The following is a 20025-nucleotide window of genomic DNA, read 5'->3' on the forward strand; positions in this document are numbered from 1 at the left end:
CCACCGTCACGGTGGCTTCCGTACCATGGCGTGCGGCACACCCCACCGCCGAGGACGCCCCGACGCATGCATCGTTTTGCCCGCTTGAGCCTGCCCTTCAGTCTGTTTTCGGCGGCAGTACTGCCGACCCTGGCACAGGCCGCGCCGACCGCGCGGGCACCCACGCCCATCGAACGGCTGCCCATCGTTCAGGTGCAGGCCGCGCGCGTACAGCAGGTGGACGATGTGGACCTGCCCGCGTCGATCAGCACGGTATGGCTGGACGATGCGGCCAATGGCACCCTGGCGCAGGTGTCCGAGGCGCTGGGCGGCATACCCGGCGTGGTCGCGCGTGACCGCCAGAACTACGCGCAGGACACCCAGCTGTCGATCCGCGGCTTCGGCGCGCGCTCCACCTTCGGTGTGCGCGGGGTGCGGGTGCTGGTGGATGGCGTGCCGGCGACCATGCCCGACGGGCAGGGCCAGCTCTCGCATGCCAGCCTGCTCTCGGCCCAACGGGTGGAGGTGCTGCGTGGGCCGTTCTCGACGCTGTACGGCAACTCCTCCGGCGGCGTGGTGCAGGTCTGGAGCGCCGACGGTGCGACGGACGATCCGTGGCGGCTGCGGCTGGATGCCGGCCCTGACAACACGCTCAGCGCCGGCGCACAGCTGCGGGGCCAGCAAGGGCCGCTGCGCTACAACGTGGCGGCCAACCACTTCCGCACCGATGGCTGGCGCGACCACAGCCGGGCGCGCCGGGAGTCGGTCAATGCGCGGCTGGGCGCCGATGTCGGCGGCGGCACGCTGGATCTGGTGCTGAACTACTTCGATGCGCCTGATGCGCAGGACCCGTTGGGCCTGAGCCGCGCACAGGTGCGCGACAACCCGCGCCAGGCCACGGCGGTGGCCGAGCAGTACAACACGCGCAAATCGGTACGCCAGGCGCAGGCCGGGCTGGTCTTCACCCGCACCGACGGCGCCCACACCTGGCGGGCGATGGGTTATGCGGGGCAGCGCAGCGTGGAACAGTACCTGGCCATTCCGCCCGGACCGCAGGCCAACCCGCTGCATGCCGGCGGGGTGATCGACCTGGAGGGCGGCTACGGCGGCGTGGACGCGCGCTGGAGCTGGCATGGCCAATGGGCCGGGCGGCCGCTGGATCTGGTGATCGGTGCCAATGCCGACCGCCAGCAGCAGGATCGGCACGGGTATGAGAACTTCGTCGGCGATCAGGTCGGCATCAAGGGTCGTTTGCGTCGCGATCAGCGCGACCGGGTGCAGAACGTGGACCAGTTCGCCCAGGCCTGGTGGCAATGGGCCCCGCGCTGGTCGCTGCTGCTGGGCGTGCGCCACAGCACGGTGCAGTTCCGCTCGGCCGACCGCTACCGCACCGCGACCAATCCCGATGACAGCGGTTCGCGCCGCTACCAGGCCACCACGCCGGTGGCCGGGGTGGTGTTCCGCGCCAGCGAGGCGTGGCGGGTGTACGCCTCGGCCGGGCGTGGTTTTGAAACCCCCACCTTCAACGAGCTGGGCTATCGCGCCGACGGCCAGGCCGGGTTGGCGCTGGACCTGTCGGCCGCGCGCAGCCGCAACCTGGAACTGGGCAGCAAGTGGCGTGCGCAGAGCGGGGCGCAGCTTGACGCGGCACTGTTCCGCGCCGACACCGATGACGAACTGGCCGTGGCCAGCAACAGCGGCGGGCGCAGCACCTACCGCAATATCGGCCGCACCCGCCGGCAGGGCGCCGAGGCCAGCTACGTGCAGCCGCTGGGGGCGCAGGTCGATGTGGCATTGGCCTATACCTACCTCGAGGCGACCGTGCGCGACCCGTACCTGCTGTGTGCCACGGCCGGCTGCAGTCCGGTGGCGGCCGGCGCACGGCTGCCGGGCGTGCCGCAGCAGCAGTGGAACCTCCGCCTGCAGTACCGGCCCGGGCCATGGCAGTGGGCTGCCGAGCTGGTGGCCTCCAGCGATACCGTGGTCAACGACCTGGCCACCGAGAAAGCAGCCGGCTATGCCCTGTTGAACCTGGAGGCCGCACGGCGCTGGCAGATGGCGCAGGGCACGCTGCGTGCCTTCGCGCGGGTCGACAACGTGCTGGACCAGCGCTACATCGGTTCGGTCATCGTCAATGACGGCAACCAGCGCTACTTCGAGCCGGGCCCGGACCGACGGGTGAGCGTGGGTCTGCAGTGGCAGTGGGCGCCGTAGCGACGCCGCCGAGGGCTATCTGGGAATTTTGGCCGGAACGAACGGCGAGGTCGGGTCGCTGGCCGGGAAGGTCTCATCCAGCGCCTCGTCCTGGTTGTCGCTGGCGTGCGCCTTGCGGTCGCGGCGCTGCTGCTCGTTCTCGCGGCCGCCCGGATGGGGCGCGCCGGCCAGGTCCTTGCGGTCCCGGTAGCCGTGGCGGATCCCCGATTCGACCGGCAGGTGGTCGTCCGCGGCGGGCGCAGGCATGCCGGCACCGCGGTCCTCGGCGTCCTGGTTGTCATGTTTGGCGTGCTGTTCACCCGGGATGGGCGGGGTGGCATCGCGCAGGGGGTCGCGTGGCATGGGCGTGTCTCCAGGTGCGGGGCCACCACTACAGCGCGGCTGGGGTGAAGTCATCGCGAACCGCAACGAACGGATCTGTCACGGCCGGCTAACGGCGGCGGGACTATTCCTGCCTGCCCTGTACTGCCGGAGCCGTGCCATGCCCCGCCTGGACCGTCGAGCTGCCCCCGCGCTGTTCAACGCCTACCTGCAACCGGCGCGGACCGCGCGGCGGGCCCGTCGCGACCGCACCGAGGAAGCCCAGGCGGTGGCGCAGGATTACCTGCAGTACATGCGCAATGATTACGAGCAACGCCGGGGCCATGGCCACCGCAGCTGGCGCGACCTGTACCCGGCGTACGCCTTCGCACTGACCACCCATTACGCCGACTGGCCGCGCGGCAATGACGACGACACCGACGCTGAACTGGCCGAGCACTGGGAGCAGATGCGGGGGCAGTCGCGGCTGGGCTGGGTGCAGGCTCGCACGATCGTGGAGGATGCCTGGCTGGCGCTGGACCACATGCCGGCCGCGGCGGTGCACGGGTTGTTGCAGTAGCGCGGCCGTCAAGGCGGCCTGCACGGTGCGAACACGGTCGTTTCACGTTGGCCGCGCTAAAGCTGCCCTCCCCTTCTGCGTTGGAGTGGCGCGGCCATGGCCCGACCGATCTGGACCGGAACGCTGTCGTTCGGGCTGCTGAATGTGCCTGTCTCGCTGATGTCCGGTGAGCGCAAGGTCGACCTGCAGTTCCGCATGCTCGACGCACGTGATCGCAAGCCGATCCGCTTTGAGCGGGTCAACGCCGACACCGGCGAGGAAGTGCCGTGGAAGGACATCGTCAAAGCCTACGAGTACGACAAGGGCAGCTATGTGGTGCTGGAGCAGGACGACATCCGTTCGGCCGCGCCGGAAAGCCATGAGGCAGTGGAAGTGGAGACCTTCGTCGACGCTTCCACGATCGACCCGCGCTTCTATGAGAAGCCCTATCTGCTGGTGCCGGCCAAAAAGGCCGAAAAAGGCTACGTGCTGCTGCGCGAGACCCTGCGCCGAACCGGCAAGGTGGGCATCGCGCGCGTGGTAGTGCGCACCCGCGGGTATCTGTCTGCGGTGATACCGCACGGCGATGCGCTGGTGCTGATGATCCTGCGCTATCCCCAGGAGCTGGTGGATCCGCAAGACTACACGCTGCCGACCGGCAGCCTGGCCGACTACCGCATCAGCAGCAAGGAAACGGCCATGGCCGAGCAGCTGATCGAGTCGATGGCCGGCGACTGGAAGCCCGATGACTATCACGACGAGTTCCGCGAGCGCCTGCAGGCCCTGCTGACCAAGCGCATCAAGTCCAAAGGGGGCACCACCCAGGTCGAGGAGGAACCCGCCTCGCGCGAGGACGATGCCACCAACGTGGTGGACTTCATGTCGTTGCTGCAGAAGAGCCTGGATGCGAAAAAACGCACGCCAGCGAAGAAGACCGCTGCAAAGAAGGCCAAACCTGCAGCGAAGAAGACGGCCAGGAAAGCAGCCACGAAGAAGGCAGCCAGGCGGGCTACCCCGCGCAAGGCCGGGTGACCGCGGATGTCGCTGCAGGACTACCGCCGCAAGCGCCGCTTCGCCAGTACCCCGGAACCGGATGCGGATACGGAACGCCGTGGTACCCCTGCACGACGCCCGATGTTCGTGGTGCAGCTGCATCACGCCAGTTCGCGCCACTACGACGTCCGCCTGGAAGCCGATGGCGTGCTCAAGAGCTGGGCGGTGCCAAAAGGACCGTCGCTGCGCGTAGGCGAAAAGCGATTGGCGGTGGAGGTGGAAGACCATCCGCTGTCCTATGCGACCTTTGAGGGCGATATACCGCAAGGCCACTATGGCGCCGGCCATGTGGAGGTGTACGACCAGGGCAGCTGGGCCTGCGATGGCGATCCGCTGGAGGCGATCGCCGCGGGCAAGCTCGACTTCGTCCTGCAGGGCGCGCGCCTCAAGGGCGGCTGGAAACTGGTGCGCACCGCGATGAAGGGCAAGCAGCGCCAGTGGTTGTTGATCAAGCGCGATGACCATGGCGCGCGTGATGCCGAGGCTGACGATCTGCTGGCGGCCCCGTCGCGCGGTCGTGCTGTCGCTGCCGGCAGGACGCCGGAGCGGCCACGCAAGGTTGCCTCCGCGCGCAAGGCAGATGCGCGCTGGAAAAAGCGCGCGCTGGCACTGCACGCCGCGCGCGACACCCCGTACCGGCAGGACTTCAAGCCGCAGTTGACCGATCACCGGGCAACCGCCCCCGACGGCGCGGCCTGGTTGCACGAGATCAAATGGGATGGCTACCGGCTGCTGGCCAGCATGCGCGACGGCGTGGTGTCGCTGCGGTCGCGCGGTGGGTTGAACTGGACCGACGACTTCCCCGAGGTGGTCCAGGCCATTGCCGCGCTGCCGGTACGCGACCTGCGCCTGGACGGCGAGCTGGTGGTCCTGGATGCAATGGGACGCAGTGATTTCACCGCACTGCAGAAGGTGATCGACGGCACCGCGAAGCAACCGCTGCGCTACGTGGTGTTCGACATGCCGGGTATTGCCGGGGCGGATATCAGCGGCGCGGCGCTGCTGGCACGCAAGAAAATGTTGAAGGCGTTGCTCGGCGATACTCCCGGCACGCTGGCCTACAGCGACCATGTGGTCGACCACGGCCCGGAGGTGTTCGCCGCCAGCGCTGGCGCGGGGTTTGAAGGCATCATCAGCAAGCGCGTCGATGCAGCGTACGTCAACGCACGTTCGCCGGCCTGGATCAAGATCAAGCACGAGAACACCGACGAATTCCTCATCGTTGGCCATACCGATCCGAAGGGGTCACGCAGTGGCTTTGGCGCGTTGCTGATGGCTACGCCAGACAAAGGCGGGCTGCGTTACGTGGGCCGTGTGGGCACCGGTTTCGATGATGCACTGCTGCGGTCGATCAGCCGACAGCTGAAGCCGCTGGCGGTCAGCCACGCCCCGGTCGCATTGCCCGCGCACGTCCCGTTCAAGGCGCACAGCGTGCACTGGGTGAAACCGGTGCTGGTGGCCGAGGTTGCGTTCCGCGGCTGGGCCAAGGAGGGACTGCTGCGCCAGGCCAGCTTCAAGCGCCTGCGTGAGGACAAGGCGGCGACGGAGCTGGGGGCGGGCTCGTCGGCGCGCGCGAAGAACACCACGCGTCGGGCATCTGCCAACGCCGCCACCGACGTGGCGATCAGCCATCCCGAGCGCGTGGTATTTGCCAAGGCCCGGCTCAGCAAGGGCGACGTAGCGGACTACTACCGGCAGATGGCGCGCTGGATACTGCCCGAAGTGGCACGCCGGCCGTTGTCGCTGTTGCGCTGCCCCGACGGCGTGGATCACCCATGCTTCTTCCAGAAGCACCACGGCACCGCGCTGGGTACTGCGGTCAAGGCGATTGCACTGGAACAGAAAAGTGGCCGCGAGGACTATCTCTACATCGAGGACGTGCAGGGGCTGCTGCAGCTGGTACAGATGAACACCCTGGAGCTGCACCCGTGGGGGGCGACGGTGGAGGACCCCGAGCACCCGGACCGGCTGGTCTTCGACCTGGATCCGGGCGACGGGGTGAGCTGGGCCCAGGTCAAGACGGCGGCACGCGACATCCGCGACCGCCTGCTGGAAACCGGCCTGCGCAGCTTCGTACGGCTGTCCGGGGGCAAGGGCGTGCACGTGGTGGTGCCGCTGCAGCCCACCGTTGACTGGGCGCGGGCCAAGGACTTCTGCGAGGCGTTCGCCCAAGCCATGGCCGCACAGGCGCCGGACCGCTACGTGGCCACGATGAGCAAGGCCAAGCGTAACGGGGTGATCTTCATCGACTGGCTGCGCAATGCACGCGGTGCCACCAGCGTGTGTGCGTGGTCGTTGCGCGCGCGACCGGGTGCTGGCGTGGCGGTGCCGTTGCGCTGGGAGGAGCTGGCCCGGATCATCGCCGCCGATGCGTTCCCTCTGGCCAAGGCGCTGCAGCGCGCGCAACGCTTGAAGCGCGACCCCTGGGAAGAGATTGCGCAGGTGAAACAGACGCTGCCGGAGTGACCACGAGGGCCAGGGCAGTCAATGCGGGCGGTAGCGCGCCCCCAGCCACATGCCGCCGGCCTGCAACGGCAGCGACAGCAGCAGCACCAGCACGAACCAGAACGGAAAATCGTTGCCCAGGTCCCAGGCCGCGTACACCGACGCGGTCGCAATCAGCGCCCACACCACGCCGCCATGCACATACGGCCAGGCCGGCGCATAACGGCTGGCAAAGGCGGTGGCGGCGATGCCTGCGAGGATCGCCCAGGCCAGGTCCCAGGCCAGCCGCAGTTCATCGCTGCCGCCCAGCCCCACCCACGGCGCGATCCAGCCGGCCGCGCCGTTGATCATGCCCAGCACGAACAGCGCCACCACCACGCACAGCACGGACAGTACGACGGTCTTGGCGAGCGACAACGCGGACATGGCGATCAATGGGCAGCGGGGGTGCCGCCATTATGGCCCGTGGCCATCAGCCGACCAGCGCTGCCGAATCGCGGGCCAGCTGCTCGATCCCGGCCCAGTCGCGCGCCTGCAGCAGCGCCCGCGTGGTCAACCACGAGCCGCCCACGCACAGCACGTTGGGCAGGTGCAGGAAGTCGCGCGCGGTCTGTGCGCTGATCCCGCCGGTCGGGCAGAACCGCACGTCGCCGAACGGGCCATTCCACGCCGACAGCATCGCGGTGCCACCGGCCTGTACCGCCGGGAAGAACTTGAAGGTATCCAGGCCGTGCTCCAGCCCGAGCATCAGCTCGGAAGAGGTGGCCACGCCGGGCAGGAACGGCAGGTCGCTGTCGCGCGCGGCCGCATACAGCCGCGGGGTGGCCCCGGGCGACACGGCGAACCGCCCGCCGGCCTGCTTGAGCTGTTCCATCTGCGCGGCGTTCAATACGGTTCCGGCACCGACCACCGCATCGGGTACCGCCTCGACCATTGCCTTGATCGCGTCCATCGCCAGCGGCGTGCGCAGGGTCACTTCGATCACCGGCAACCCGCCGTTGAACAGAGCCCGTGCAACCTCGACCGCATCGTCCACGTTTTCGGGGGTGAACACCGGAATCACCGGGGCCAGTTTCAGGACTGCACGTACACGCGGATCAGCGCCGGACATCGAATCGCTCCTCGCCCACCAGGGCCATCACGTCAGCTTCGCCGACAGGGTTGAAGTCGCCCGGGATCGAGTGCTTGAGGCAGCCAGCGGCCAGCCCGAAGCGCACGATCGCCTCCGGTGCGAAGCCGCGCATCATGCCATGCAGGATGCCGGCGGCGAAGGCATCGCCGCCGCCGATGCGGTCGACGATGCCCTGCATCTCGCGCGTGGGGGCCAGTGCCCGGGTGCCGTCGCGGCCCAGCAGCATCGCGCCCAGCGCGTGGTTGTCCACGCTGTGCGGGGTGCGCTGGGTGCAGGCCATCCACTGCAGGCGCGGGAAGGCGGCGAAGGCCTGTACGGCGGCGGCATCCACGCGATCGGCCAGGTGCGGTTGGTTGAACGTGCCTCCCAGCACCACGCCGATATCGCGGTAGTCGGCAAACAGCACATCGGCGCAGGCAAACAACGCATGCAGGTGGGTGGCCGCATCGCCCTGCCAGCGCGCCCACAACGACGGCCGGAAGTTGCCATCGAAGGACACCCGCACGCCGCGCTGGCAGGCCGCATGCGCGGCGGCCAGGGTCGCCTCGGCCATCGCCGGATTCAGCGCCGGGCTCACCCCGGACAGGTGCAGCCACTCCGCGCCTTCCAGCAGTGCGTCCCAGTCGTAGTCGGTGCTGTTGCCACAGGCGAAGGCCGACCCGGCACGGTCGTAGACCACTTCGCTGGCGCGCTGCACCGCGCCGGTGGTGAGGAAGTACAGGCCCATGCGGCCGTCGCGCTGCTGCACGCCACGGGTGTCCACGCCATGCCGGCGCAGTTCGCCCAGCGCGAAGGCGCCCAGCGGGTTGGTCGGCACCGTGCTGACCATCGCCACGTCATGGCCCAGGTGGGCCAGCGACACCCCGACGTTGGCCTCGGCGCCCCCGGCATGCACCGCCAGCTGCCCCGTCTGCAGCAGCAGCTCGCGCCCCGGCGCGCTCATGCGCAGCAGCAGTTCTCCAAAACAAACGACACGACTCATGGTGTGGATCCTTGTGAAGGTACGGGCGGTGGCAGGCCCTATCGAGTTCAATGGCTAGCGGTGTCATTCTAGCCGTGGGAGCGCGGTCGTCCACTGTCCAGAATGTCGGAAGCATTGTCCCGCAAGCGTCTACGGGACATTCCAAATCTGTTGCGGTGCAAGATGCTCCATCCGGAACGGACTGTTAACGTCGGCTCTGACCAGCGGTGTCATTGCACTGACATGTCGCCGGATAGCTGTTTCATGTAGCACCTTGGGAGAGGGAAAACATGCAATCTCGAAACATCCAGAAAAAGACACCGGTTACCTTGCTCGCATTGTCGATCGGCCTGGCGCTGGGGGGTACCGCGCTGGCCCAGGACGCCGCCAACCCGGCCGCCACCGAACTGGACACCGTCACCGTCACCGGCTACCGCGCCAGCGTCGAGAAGGCGCTGGACATCAAGCGCGGCGAAGCCGGCGTGGTCGACGCGATCGTCGCCGAAGACATCGGCAAGTTCCCCGATCTGAACCTGGCCGAGTCGCTGCAGCGCATCCCCGGCGTGGTCATCACCCGCGAAGCCGGCGAAGGCCGCAACATCTCCGTGCGGGGCCTCGGCCCGGACTTCACCCGTGTGCGCATCAATGGCATGGAAGCGCTGACCACCGTCGGCGCCGGCGACCAGAGCGGCGGCACCAACCGTGGCCGCGGCTTCGACTTCAACGTGTTCGCCTCGGACCTGTTCTCGCAGCTGATCGTGCGCAAGACCGCCTCGGCTGACGTGGAAGAAGGCTCGCTCGGGGCCACCGTGGACCTGCGCACCGGCCGCCCGTTCGACTATGACGGCTTCACCTTCGCCGCCAGTGGCCAGGCCGGCTACAACGCGATGGCCGAAAAAGCCGACCCGCGCCTGGCCGCACTGATCTCCAACACCTTTGCCGATGGCACGTTCGGTGCGCTGATGTCGGTGGCCTACTCCGAGCGCCAGGCGCTGGAAGAAGGCTCCAACACCGGGCGCTGGGCCAATGGCCCGAGCAACGGCAATTTTGCCGCGTCCTCGCCGTTTGCCGAGGCCCGCAGCGCCAGCGTGTTCCACCCGCGCTTCCCGCGTTATGTGCAGATGGAACACGAGCAGAAGCGCCTGGGCGTGACCGGCACCCTGCAATGGAAACCCAACGACGCCACCGAAGTGTCGCTGGACGCGCTGTACTCCAAGATCGACGCCACCCGCGACGAGCACTACATCGAGGCGATCTCCTTCAGCCGTGGCGCCAACACCACCACCCCGCGCCTGGCCGGCAAGCCGGCGATGATCGTCAAGAACGGGGTGATCGAAAACAACGCGTTGGTCTACGGTGAATTCGACAACGTCGACATCCGCAGCGAGAACCGCCACGACGAGTGGAGCACCGAGTTCAAGCAGCTCAGCCTGAATGGCCAGCACCGCTTCGGCGACGACTTCACCCTGTCCGGCAAGGTCGGTGTTTCGCGCTCCAGGCACGAGAACCCGGTCCAGACCACCATCATCATGGACAAGTACGACGTCGACGGATACAGCTACGACTACCGTGGCAACAGCCGCGCGCCGATCCTCAACTACGGCATCGACCCGACCAATCCCAACGGCTGGGAGCTGGCTGAAATCCGCATGCGTCCGCAGTACGTCGACAACGACTTCGACACCGGCCAGATCGATTTCAACTGGAACATCAGCCCCGGCTTCCGCCTCAAGGGCGGCGTGCTGGCCAAGAACTACACCTTCAAGACCACCGAACTGCGCCGCGCCAGCGAACTGGCCGTGCCCAACTTCGCCGACGGCAGCAAGATCGTGCCGGGCGACCTGACCAGCCAGGCCGGCTTGAAGGGAACCAGCGGCAACCCGTCCAACTGGGTGGTGCCAGACCTCAATGCCATCGCCGACCAGTTCGACATCTACAGCAACAGCGGCACCTTCGCCGTCGCCCCACGCGCCAACAATGTACGCAGTGTCGAGGAAGAAGACCGCGGCGTGTACCTGATGGGCGAGTTCTCCACCGAACTGGGCGCGCTGCCGCTGTCGGGCAACGTCGGCGTGCGCTACGTGCGCACCAAGCAGTCGTCCACCGGCCTGTCCACGCTGGCCACCGGGACCACCTCAACCACCGTTGAACGCACCTACGACGACACCCTGCCCTCGTTCAACCTGGTAGCCGAAGTCAGCCCGGACTTCCTGATCCGCCTCGGTGCGGCCAAGGTGATGACCCGTCCCGGCCTGGGCAGCCTGACCCCCGGTGCGACGGTGGCCGTCGCCGGCGGCGCGCGCACCATCTCCAGCGGCAATCCGATGCTGGACCCGACCCGCGCCACCAACGTCGATCTCGGTTTCGAGTGGTACTTCAGCGAAGGCGCGATGGCCGGCCTGGGCCTGTTCTACAAGGACATCGAGTCCTCGGTGCAGACCCTGCGCGAAGTGCACCCCTACACCGACAGCGGCCTGCCGGCCTCGTTGCTGGATGGCACCGGCGCCTCACCCACCGATGACTTCACCTATACGCGCCCGGTCAACACCCCCGGCGGTGAACTGTTCGGCGTCGAAGCCAACTACACCCAGCCGTTTACCTTCCTGCCGGGCAAGTGGTCCAACCTGGGCGTGCAGTTGAACTACACCTGGGTGGATTCCAAGATCCAGTACATCAACGCCGCCGGCCAGCCGGTGATGAAGAACGATCTGCTCGGCCTGTCGCGGTCGTCCTGGAACGCCACGCTGTTCTACGAAGGCAAGGTGTTCTCCGGTCGTGTTTCGGCGACCAACCGCGACGACTACCTGACCCAGGTACCGGGGACGGAAACCGGCTTCAACCTGGACGGCTACCACGGCATGACCGGCACCACCGTTCTGGATGCATCGATCCGCTATGCGATCAGCGCCAAACTGGAGCTGAGCCTGGAAGGCAACAACCTCACCAACGAAGCCTCCGACGAATGGGTGTACTCGCCGACCACCGGCCAGCTGCCGCTGCAGTACACCGAAACCGGCCGCCAGTTCCTGCTGGGCGTGCGCTACAAGTTCTGATGGACCTGCACGGTGGCGACGCGGACAACCGCGTCGCCACTGCTGCGACGCAAGATGTTGCCTTCCCCTCGCTTTGCTAGCGTGCATTGCCGGCCACAGCCTGCGCAGCGGGGAGCTGCGTGCCTGCCGTGCCGTTGTGCTGTCGAAAGGAACCTGCCATGCCGTTGCACGCTGTCTGTTCGCTCCGTCGCCCCCGCCTGTCGGCCAGCCTGATCCTGCTGCTGATGGGCGGCAGCGCCGGCGCCTGGGCACAGCCGCCGCAGCTGTTGTTCCATGTATCGGCCGACACCGGCCTGGATGCCGATACCGCACAAGGCGATGCGGTTCCCAATTTCCTGGACAAGGTCACGCGCGTGCCAGATGGCGTGCGCGGCGCGGCGATCCAGTGGGAAGACGACGGCGTGCTGTCGTGGAACGCCCCGGGCAACATCCAGGCCCAACGCGGCACGCTGGGTTTCTTCTGGCGCTCGCGCTATGCCGTGGGGGAAGCGCCGTTCGTGATCTTCCGGGTCGGCTATGCCGATCACAGCAGCTGGGACATGGCCTGGCTGCGCATCGACTGGAACGGGCACGGCTTCGATGCGTTCGTGACCGATGCCAACCTGGCCCGCACCCGTGTGTCATTCACACTTGACCACCTGCCCTCGCCGCAGCAGTGGCAGCACATCGCCTTCGGCTGGGACGAAGACCACGGCGTACGCCTGTATGTGGACGGCAAGGAAGTCGCGCGGCAGGACACCACCGCCGACTACGACGCTGCATTGGATCAGCTCGGCCTGGCCGGGCGGGTGATGGCGCCTTACCAGGTGCAGAGCCGTTACAACTTCCTGCGCGGCAGCGACCTGGACGAGATCCGCGTCTACGACCGCTTGCTGGACCCTGCGGGCATGGCGGCGCTGGCGCGCAATGCAACGCCGACCACGGCGTTGGCCGTACCGGACCCGCTGCGTGCGTGGCGGCACCGCTTCGGTTGGGACAACGCGGCACCGCCGCTGCTGGCCAGTGCCACCACCGGCATCCGCAAGATTGAATTTGCCGATGCCAAAGACCACCAGCAATGGATGTGGAAGGCCACCGATGGTATTGCTGAAACCACCTGGCCGGGCGTCTACAACCGCTCGCGCCTGCCCGGCCGCAACGATTACTTCCAGCTGCCGGACTGGAACACCTACGTGGATGGCGGCCAGCAGCTGGACCTGACCTTGCCGGACAACGAACACGTCAACCGCATCGAAATACGCGGCGCGGCGTTCGGCTCGCTCAGCCACAGCAGTGGCGGCGAAGCGCCGCGCCCGCTGCTGCAGCGCCCGCAGGGCGTGGTGCGCAGCGTCGATGACATCCCCACCCGGACCGGGGGCGTGCTGCACTTCCGCAACACCGAACAGGAAACCCCGATCCAGGAAATCTGGGCCTACCAGGCCAGCGACGCACCCGAGCCGGCCGGCACGGTCAAGCAGCGCTATCTGATCGACAGCCAGGCGCTGCCGGATTACCTCAACATCGCCACCTTGCGGCAGTACATCGACGGCCGCTATCCGGCCGCCGAACGCAGCACGGTGATGGCCCTGCCCAAGGGCGCCGGCTCGCGCCGCCGTACCGCCGATACCCTGCCGGCGCAGCCGCTGCCCATCGTGCACGTGCTGATTCCTTCCGGGGTTGGCGACGCGCCCGCTGCGCAGCCGTTGATCCGCAGCTGGGCGCACAGCTGGGAAAACATGCATGACGGCCTGGACGGCGTGGCCATCGACCTGCCCGCCCTGGACCTGCCGGCCACCCACGAGGGCCTGATCCCGCTCAACATCCGCATCAAGGACCCGATCTGGCCAGCGCGCGACATGATCGACGTGTCGGTCTCGGTCCGCCCGGGCGAAAAGCACACGCTGTGGCTGGACCTGCGCGACCGCATCCTCACGGCCGACAGCCTGTGGATCTCCATCGCCTCGGCCGCCCCCGGGTTCAATGCCAGCGCGCTGGACGGGGCGGAAATCCGCATGGTCTACAAGGACCGCGAGGACGCGAAGAAAGAACACGTCGCCGACCGCTTCAACCAGGCCCGCGACAACTGGGGCTTCCTGGTTGAAGAGCACACCACCTCCAAGCGCCAACGCCTGTACGCCCGTGTGTACGCCGACCTCAGCGACCTGCTGCGGGTCGACCCGGACCACGCGCTGGGCCGGCTGTACTGGAACTACATCAGCTACAACAGCCAGGGCCGGCCGCCGTTCGCGCAGCCCGAGCCGCCCCAGGGCGTGCCGCTGTGGGCCTTCCGGCAGACCGAAGACCTCAAGTACGTGCGCCGTTTCGTCGACTGGTGGATCGACCACCGGCAGATCGCCTACGGCGATTTCGGCGGCGGCATCTCCGACGATTCCGATCTCACCCAGCAGTGGCCGGGCCTGGCACTGATGGGCGTGCAGCCGGACAAGCTCAATGCCTCACTGACCGCGCTGTCCGATGCGGTGTACCGCAATGGCATGTTCAGCAACGGCCTGAGCAGCATCGAAACCGACGAACTGCATGCCTACGAAGAAGGCATCAACACCAACAGCGCGATGCTCTACCTCAACTGGGGCGACCCGCTCACGCTGGAGCGGCTGATGGAAACGGTGAAGGCCTTCGACGAACGCATCGTCCTGCCCAACCCGCAGGGCCAGCTGCTGTTCTCCAGCAACTGGTATGGCGGCAACAAGGTGTATCGCGAGCCGAACTGGCAGTGGCAGAAACCGTATTCGTTCCCGGTGCTGCACCCGGCGTTCCTGATGGGCCAGTACAACAGCGATGCCACCAGCCGCAAACTGGTCATCGGCCTGGCCGACAGCTACCTGGCCCATGCCTACACCGACGACAAGGGGCGCTGGGCACTGCCCAACGAGATCCACTGGGCCACCGGCAAGACCCGCGGCGGCGAGCTCAACAACGGCTCCGGCGGCGGCGATGTCATGCACACCTTCTGGGCCGCATGGCGCTGGACCGACGATGACAAGTATCTCAAGGCGCTGGACTATCGCGTGGTGCGCGGCGGGCCGGGCGCGTTGTCCAACCTTGGCGAGAACTACGTGGAGGTGCTGGGCCGCAGCGCCGAGTGGAACCCGCGCCTGATCGCCGACGCCGATGCGGGCAATACCGGTTTCGCCAGCCTGATGGCCTGGCAGGCCACCGGCAACAAGGCGTACCTGGAGGCACTGCATGCCGACGGCATCCAGGCCAAGGCGCAACGCGACTACATGAATACCGAAGGGCACTGGTGGTCGGACCGGGTCGAAGCGCCCAGCGAGTTCCTGCAGCGCGCGCGCCTGGGCGGCATCGCGCTCAAGCGCAACCAGAGCTGGCCCGGGCACACCGTGAGCTGGCGCTTCGTCCAGCCCGATGCCGCCGAACAGGTGGCGTTGCTGGTGCATGCGCCCTCGCCGGAGCGCTTCAAGGTGATTGCCTACAACCTGGGCACGCGCGCGCTGGATGCGCAGATGACCACGTGGAATGTCACCGCCGGGCAATGGCGGGTCACCGCCGGTGTCGACCGCGATGGCGACGACCGTATCGATGGCAGGAGCAGCGTGCGCGAGCTGGCACTGGAGCGCAGTGCTTCCACGTCGCTGCGTTTCCTGCCGGGACAGGCGCAGGTGTTCGAGTTTGAACTGCTGCAGGCCGGCGCGCCGGTCGAGCAACGCCCGGACCTGGGCATCGGCCGCGGCGATCTGCGCGTGGATGGCCGCCAGGTGCAGGTGACCGTGCACAGCCTGGGGCATGTGGGCAGCGGCGAGGGTATCGCGATACTGGAAGATGCCCATGGCCGCGAGATCGCGCGCACCGCCATCCCCGCGCTGGCCGCCCCCAGCGACCTGCTGCCCAAGACCACCGTGGTGAGCCTGCCATTGCCAGCGGGCAACCGCCATGGCCTGCGGGTGCGCGTGCAGCTGGCCGACGACGGCGCCGAAGTAACCCGGCTGAACAACAGCCTCGCCCTGTAGAGCGGGGCTCTGCCCCGCTGCCGCTGCCGCTGCCCTGCCCTGCCCCGCTGCCGCTGTCCCGCTGTCGGGCAACATCCCGTCCGCCGGGTAGAACCCGGCGCTACAGGGTCACCGTGCCTTCGATGCAGGTCACGCACGCCCCACCGATCCACAACCCCTCGCCTACCCGCTCCACCTGCAGCCGCCCGGCACGCCCCAACGCGGTCCCCTGGCTGATCACATAGCGGTCGGGCGCCTCACCGGTGGCCAGCAGCCATTGCGCGATGCCCGCGTTGAGACTGCCGGTGGCCGGATCTTCCGGCGCGCCGTCGCCGGCAATGAAGGCGCGGCTTTCAAACTGCGCCGCATCGCCATCCGCTGCCCGCCACGGGCCGAACACGCCCACCTTCAACCCATCCAGCTGTGCGTAATCAGGCTGCAGCGCCAGCACCGCTGCCCGATCGCGCAGGCGCAGCGCCAGCCAGCCGGTGCCGTTGTCCACCCAGCGTGCATCCATCACATCGTCGGCGCGCGCCCCCAGCCCGGCGCGCACGCGTTCGCGCAAGGCAGGTTCCAGTGCTTCGCCCCGCCGCAGTGGCGGCGCCAGGAACGCCAGCCTGTCCTCATCGCGGCGGATGTGTACCAACCCGATCCCGCACTCCTGCACCACGTGCTCGCCCTTGGGCACGCCGCCGTGCGCCAGCCACGCATGGCAGCTGCCCAGCGTGGGATGCCCGGCAAACGGCAGTTCTTCCAGCGTGGTGAAAATGCGCACCCGGTAATCCGCACGTGGATCGAGGGGCGGCAGCACGAAGGTGGTTTCGCTCAGGTTGGTCCAGCGCGCAAACGCGGCCATGCGCGCGTCGCTGAGGCCGGTGGCGTCAAGCACGACCGCCAGCGGATTGCCCAGCAGCGGGTCGGTGCTGAATACGTTGATCTGGTGGAACGGATGGGTGGACATCGACAACTCCCGGAAGGCACGGAAATTATGCATAACGGCCGTATACCCGGTCAGGCCGCGTCGGTCTCCATCACCTGCAGGTGCCGCGCGTACCAATCACTGCCGGTTGGCGCGAAGATCGCGCTTTGGGTCATCTCGCCTTCGTACACATGCACCGAGATCGCCAACTGGTCAGCGCTGGTGTTGCGGATGGTGTGGTACTCGTGCGGCGGAATCAGGCTGCCGGCACTGCCGCAGTCGCCCAGGATCGGCGGCTGGGCACGGAAGCGGAAACGGTCGCCATCACGCTCCAGCAGCTGGTACTGGGTGATTTCCAGCTGGCCCAGCCACACCCCTTCCACGCACCACAGGCCACTGTGGTCGTGCAGCGGTGTGCCCTGCCCCGGCCCCCAGCTCATCGCCACCACGCTGTAGCCGTGCGCGGCGCTGCGGTACAGCTCGCGACGGGCGTAGTGGTCGGCAATCGGATGGTGCACGCAGGCCGGCAGCTGGATGCGGCTGTCGGCGATGGCCTCGCGCAGCGCATGCCGCAGCGTGGCGGCGATCTGGTGGGCATCGTCGTGCTGGACCGCGTGGTCGACGGCGGCGATCAATCGATCACGGCCATGGAACGGCGGAAACGGGTCGCAGGGTGCTTGCATGACACCAGTCTAGGCGATCGTGGTGAACAGCATGTTTGACCGGATTCACGACGAACGCGCCTGCGATACTGAAAATGCCAATCAAAATCTGCGAAAGGGTTGCTAAAAACTATCAATCGCAGGTGACGGCGGCGACAGCTCGCACCGATGGCCACACTCAGAATGTCCCGCGCTGCACGAAGGGCACCTGCTGGTACAGCACGCGCTCGCCGCCGCGGGGGTCATCTGCCTGGTGCGATGCCTGATCGAACAGCATCGTCTGGCGGCGGGCCAGTGCGTACCGCTCCCATCGTGCCAGGCCGCCGTGGTTGGGGTCGCCGTGGCGGGCGAAGGCGATCAGCGCCCCACTCATCACCCCGGCCAACTGCACCGCATCGTCGCCCTCACCGGTGCGCGATCCCGGACGAGCGGTGTTGTTGAACACCAAGGGGATGTCCAGGGTGTGGAAAGCACCGAACCGGCCACCGCCCAGCGGCGAGCCCCAATCGAGCTGATACGCCCAGGTCGGTGCACCCTGGCGTGCGCGTGCTTCCAGTTCCTCCACCGCGCCGCGCCATGAGCGCCCGGCGGTGGTGGCGGCGAAGAACACCTGCGACGGCGTGTACTGCGGGTACAGTTGCCGATAGCGTGCGATCACCACTGACGGCAGCAGGTCCACGAATTGTTCTTTCTGCAGTTTCGCCGGCAGGCTGTCCCAGTCCAGCGCGAAGTTGGCCGGGTCGTTGCCGAGGAACGCGCGGGTTTCATCGTGCGTAGTGCCGATCACCATCGGGATGTGCGCCGATTGTGCGGGCGCCTGCGGCCAGAACGGATGCACCGGCAGCACGCCGCCGTCCATCACCGGGCCGAAGTACAGGCCGGTGTCTTCCACCGGCGAGGGATCGCGTGCGCGCGTGGCGGCCAACAATGCCTCGGTCGGCAGTGCGCGCAACGCATCCACGTCGCGCGCGGCGACCGCGTCCATCGCAATGCGCGCACGCTGCGTGGCCGCACGCGGGCCGGCGGCGGTGACCTGCTGCCCGCTCATGGTCCAGGCGCGCTGGAACAGCCCGCGCGCGGCCGGCATCGCCATCAGCGTGGCGATCTTGGCGCCCCCACCGGACTGGCCGAACACGGTGATGTTGCCCGCATCGCCACCGAACTCCGCGGCATGCTGGCGCACCCACTGCAAGGCCTGCACCAGGTCCAGCTGGCCGACATTGCCGGCGTCGGCAAAGCGCGCATCGCCGGTGCCACCCAGGTACAGGTAGCCGAACACGTTGAGCCGGTGGTTCACCGTCACCACCACCACATCGCCCTGCCGGCACAGCGCGCTGCCGTCATACAGCGGATTGCTGCCGGAGCCGTTGTTGTAGGCACCGCCATGGATGTAGAACAGGATCGGCCGCTTGCCGCCATCGCGCAGTGCGGGGGTCCACACGTTGAGGTACAGGCAGTCTTCGCTGCCGGGGCCGTCGCTGCCGGTCTGCGGTGCGGACGCCCCGTAGTGGCTGGCATCGCGGATACCCGGCCAGGGCAATTCGGGCAGCGCAGGCTGGAAACGCCGCGTGCGCGTGTCCGCGCCGTACGGGATGCCGCGAAACGTATGCACGCCCTGCTGCCATTGCCCGCGCAGCCGGCCACTGCGTCCGCGTGCCACCGGGGCGGCATCGTGGCGCGGGCCCGGCACGGCGGCGCCGGCGGTCATCAGCAGCGGCAGGCTGCCAGCGGCCAGCAGCGTGGCGTAGCGCGCGCTGTCGCCCAGGAAGCGGCGGCGTTGCAGGTCGGCCGGTGAATCGCTCATCGGCGCTCGCCGATGTGCTGCGCGGCCATCCACTGCAGCGCCAGCGTCGGCCACTGCGCCACCGTCAGCCCCGGCCGGATGCGGACGCCGAAGCCATGGCCACCCTGTGGGAACAGGTGCATCTCGCTGGCAACACCGGCCTGCACCAGCGCCCGGTAGTACACCAGGCTGTTGTCCACCGCCACCACCTTGTCGTCCTGCGCGTGCACCAGGAAGGTCGGCGGCATGTCCGCACGGACCTGCTCCTGCATCGAGAACTGCTGTACCAGCGCGGCATCGGGATGCTCGCCCAGCAACCGCTTGCGCGAACCGCTGTGCGCATGCGGACCCATGTCGATCACCGGGTACAGCAACAGCGAGAAGTCGGGGCGCGCGGACCGCGTGTCGATCGCATCGCGCGGCGGATACACCGGCAGGTCGAAGCCGGTGCTCAGGCGGGCGGCGACATGGCCCCCGGCAGAGAAGCCGATCACCCCGATGCGGCCGGGGTCCAGCTGCCAGCGCCCGGCCCCGGCGCGGATCAGCCGCAACGCGCGCTGTGCATCGGCCAGGGCGGCCTGGCGGTCGCTGCGCCCGGCAGGCAGCCGGTAGCGCAGCACGAACAGCGTTACCCCGCCCTGGTCAACGAACGCCGGCACCAGTGCGGTGCCTTCCTTGTCCAGCACGATGCGCTCGTAGCCGCCGCCGGGGATCACCAGCAGGGCGGTGCCGTTGGGGCGCTTGGGCCGGTAAGCGACCAGGTAGGGCGCGTCGACATCGTCGATGTAGCGGTCCGGCAGCGCGGGGGTATCGCTGCGTTCGATCACGTGGGGCACGCGCGTCGGTCCGTGCTCGCCGGGCACCTGCCCGTCCGGCCACAGCGCGATGCGGTCGGGGTTACCGGGCGCCGGCTCGGTGGCCGGCACGCTGCGCTCGGCAGCCTGCGCAGACGACAGGGGGCCGATCAGCAGCAGGCTGGCCAGCAGGGGCAGCAGAGTGGCGCGGCGCATGGGCGGAA

Annotated in this window: 14 protein-coding genes; 6 read left to right on the top strand and 8 right to left on the bottom strand. The window is 68.0% G+C overall.

The genetic code is table 11. The features are described from left to right. Window positions 1-66 precede the first annotated feature (66 nt). Entirely contained in the window at window positions 67-2193 is a 2127-nt protein-coding gene (locus AC3IR9_RS00140; RefSeq protein ID WP_489293216.1) for a TonB-dependent receptor family protein, read from the top strand. 15 nt (window positions 2194-2208) lie between these two features. On the opposite strand, the gene AC3IR9_RS00145 is transcribed toward AC3IR9_RS00140, so the two are convergent. Further along, window positions 2209-2535, bottom strand: a complete 327-nt coding sequence (locus AC3IR9_RS00145) for a hypothetical protein (protein WP_489293217.1) — start codon at window positions 2533-2535, stop codon at window positions 2209-2211. 139 nt (window positions 2536-2674) lie between these two features. Between AC3IR9_RS00145 and AC3IR9_RS00150 the strand changes: the two genes are divergently transcribed. The 3 genes from AC3IR9_RS00150 to ligD all read left to right on the top strand — a co-directional run bounded on the left by AC3IR9_RS00150 (window position 2675) and on the right by ligD (window position 6571). After that, window positions 2675-3073 carry a hypothetical protein gene (locus tag AC3IR9_RS00150; RefSeq protein WP_489293218.1) on the top strand — a complete coding sequence of 133 codons (399 nt, stop codon included), beginning with the start codon at window positions 2675-2677 and terminating at the stop codon, window positions 3071-3073. Window positions 3074-3169: 96 nt separating this feature from the next. Continuing rightward, window positions 3170-4084, top strand: a complete 915-nt coding sequence (gene ku / locus AC3IR9_RS00155) for a non-homologous end joining protein Ku (protein ID WP_489293219.1) — start codon at window positions 3170-3172, stop codon at window positions 4082-4084. Window positions 4085-4090: 6 nt separating this feature from the next. Continuing rightward, the gene (ligD, locus tag AC3IR9_RS00160) at window positions 4091-6571 is read left to right on the top strand and encodes a DNA ligase D (RefSeq protein WP_489293221.1); all 2481 of its coding nucleotides are present in this window, start codon (window positions 4091-4093) and stop codon (window positions 6569-6571) included. A gap of 18 nt (window positions 6572-6589) precedes the next feature. Here the strand turns inward: ligD and AC3IR9_RS00165 are convergent, their stop codons facing one another. Genes AC3IR9_RS00165 through AC3IR9_RS00175 form a run of 3 tightly spaced genes read right to left on the bottom strand, consistent with a single transcriptional unit; the run spans window position 6590 to window position 8664 of the window. Continuing rightward, window positions 6590-6976: a hypothetical protein gene (locus AC3IR9_RS00165; protein WP_489293222.1), complete on the bottom strand. Its 387-nt coding sequence runs from the start codon at window positions 6974-6976 to the stop codon at window positions 6590-6592. 46 nt (window positions 6977-7022) lie between these two features. Next, window positions 7023-7661 carry a bifunctional 4-hydroxy-2-oxoglutarate aldolase/2-dehydro-3-deoxy-phosphogluconate aldolase gene (locus AC3IR9_RS00170; RefSeq protein ID WP_489293224.1) on the bottom strand — a complete coding sequence of 213 codons (639 nt, stop codon included), beginning with the start codon at window positions 7659-7661 and terminating at the stop codon, window positions 7023-7025. Continuing rightward, window positions 7648-8664, bottom strand: a complete 1017-nt coding sequence (locus AC3IR9_RS00175) for a sugar kinase (protein ID WP_489293226.1) — start codon at window positions 8662-8664, stop codon at window positions 7648-7650. The genes AC3IR9_RS00170 and AC3IR9_RS00175 overlap by 14 nt, the downstream gene beginning before the upstream one ends. 269 nt (window positions 8665-8933) lie before the next feature. Between AC3IR9_RS00175 and AC3IR9_RS00180 the strand changes: the two genes are divergently transcribed. Then, the gene (locus AC3IR9_RS00180; RefSeq protein ID WP_489293227.1) at window positions 8934-11696 is read left to right on the top strand and encodes a TonB-dependent receptor; all 2763 of its coding nucleotides are present in this window, start codon (window positions 8934-8936) and stop codon (window positions 11694-11696) included. A 224-nt stretch (window positions 11697-11920) separates the two neighbouring features. Next, window positions 11921-15664, top strand: coding sequence for a LamG-like jellyroll fold domain-containing protein (locus AC3IR9_RS00185; RefSeq protein ID WP_489295938.1), 3744 nt, complete (start codon window positions 11921-11923; stop codon window positions 15662-15664). Window positions 15665-15764: 100 nt separating this feature from the next. Here the strand turns inward: AC3IR9_RS00185 and AC3IR9_RS00190 are convergent, their stop codons facing one another. The 4 genes from AC3IR9_RS00190 to AC3IR9_RS00205 form a co-directional block, all read right to left on the bottom strand. Then, on the bottom strand, window positions 15765-16604 hold the full coding sequence (locus tag AC3IR9_RS00190; RefSeq protein WP_489293228.1) for a PhzF family phenazine biosynthesis protein: 840 nt from the start codon (window positions 16602-16604) through the stop codon (window positions 15765-15767). A gap of 50 nt (window positions 16605-16654) precedes the next feature. Further along, window positions 16655-17245, bottom strand: a complete 591-nt coding sequence (locus AC3IR9_RS00195; protein ID WP_489293229.1) for a cysteine dioxygenase family protein — start codon at window positions 17243-17245, stop codon at window positions 16655-16657. A 157-nt stretch (window positions 17246-17402) separates the two neighbouring features. Continuing rightward, on the bottom strand, window positions 17403-19028 hold the full coding sequence (locus AC3IR9_RS00200; RefSeq protein ID WP_489293230.1) for a carboxylesterase/lipase family protein: 1626 nt from the start codon (window positions 19026-19028) through the stop codon (window positions 17403-17405). Then, window positions 19025-20017, bottom strand: a complete 993-nt coding sequence (locus AC3IR9_RS00205; RefSeq protein ID WP_489293232.1) for an alpha/beta hydrolase — start codon at window positions 20015-20017, stop codon at window positions 19025-19027. Before AC3IR9_RS00205 ends, AC3IR9_RS00200 begins: the two co-directional genes overlap by 4 nt. Window positions 20018-20025: the final 8 nt, after the last annotated feature.

The sequence above is a fragment of the Stenotrophomonas sp. GL_101 genome (assembly GCF_057835675.1).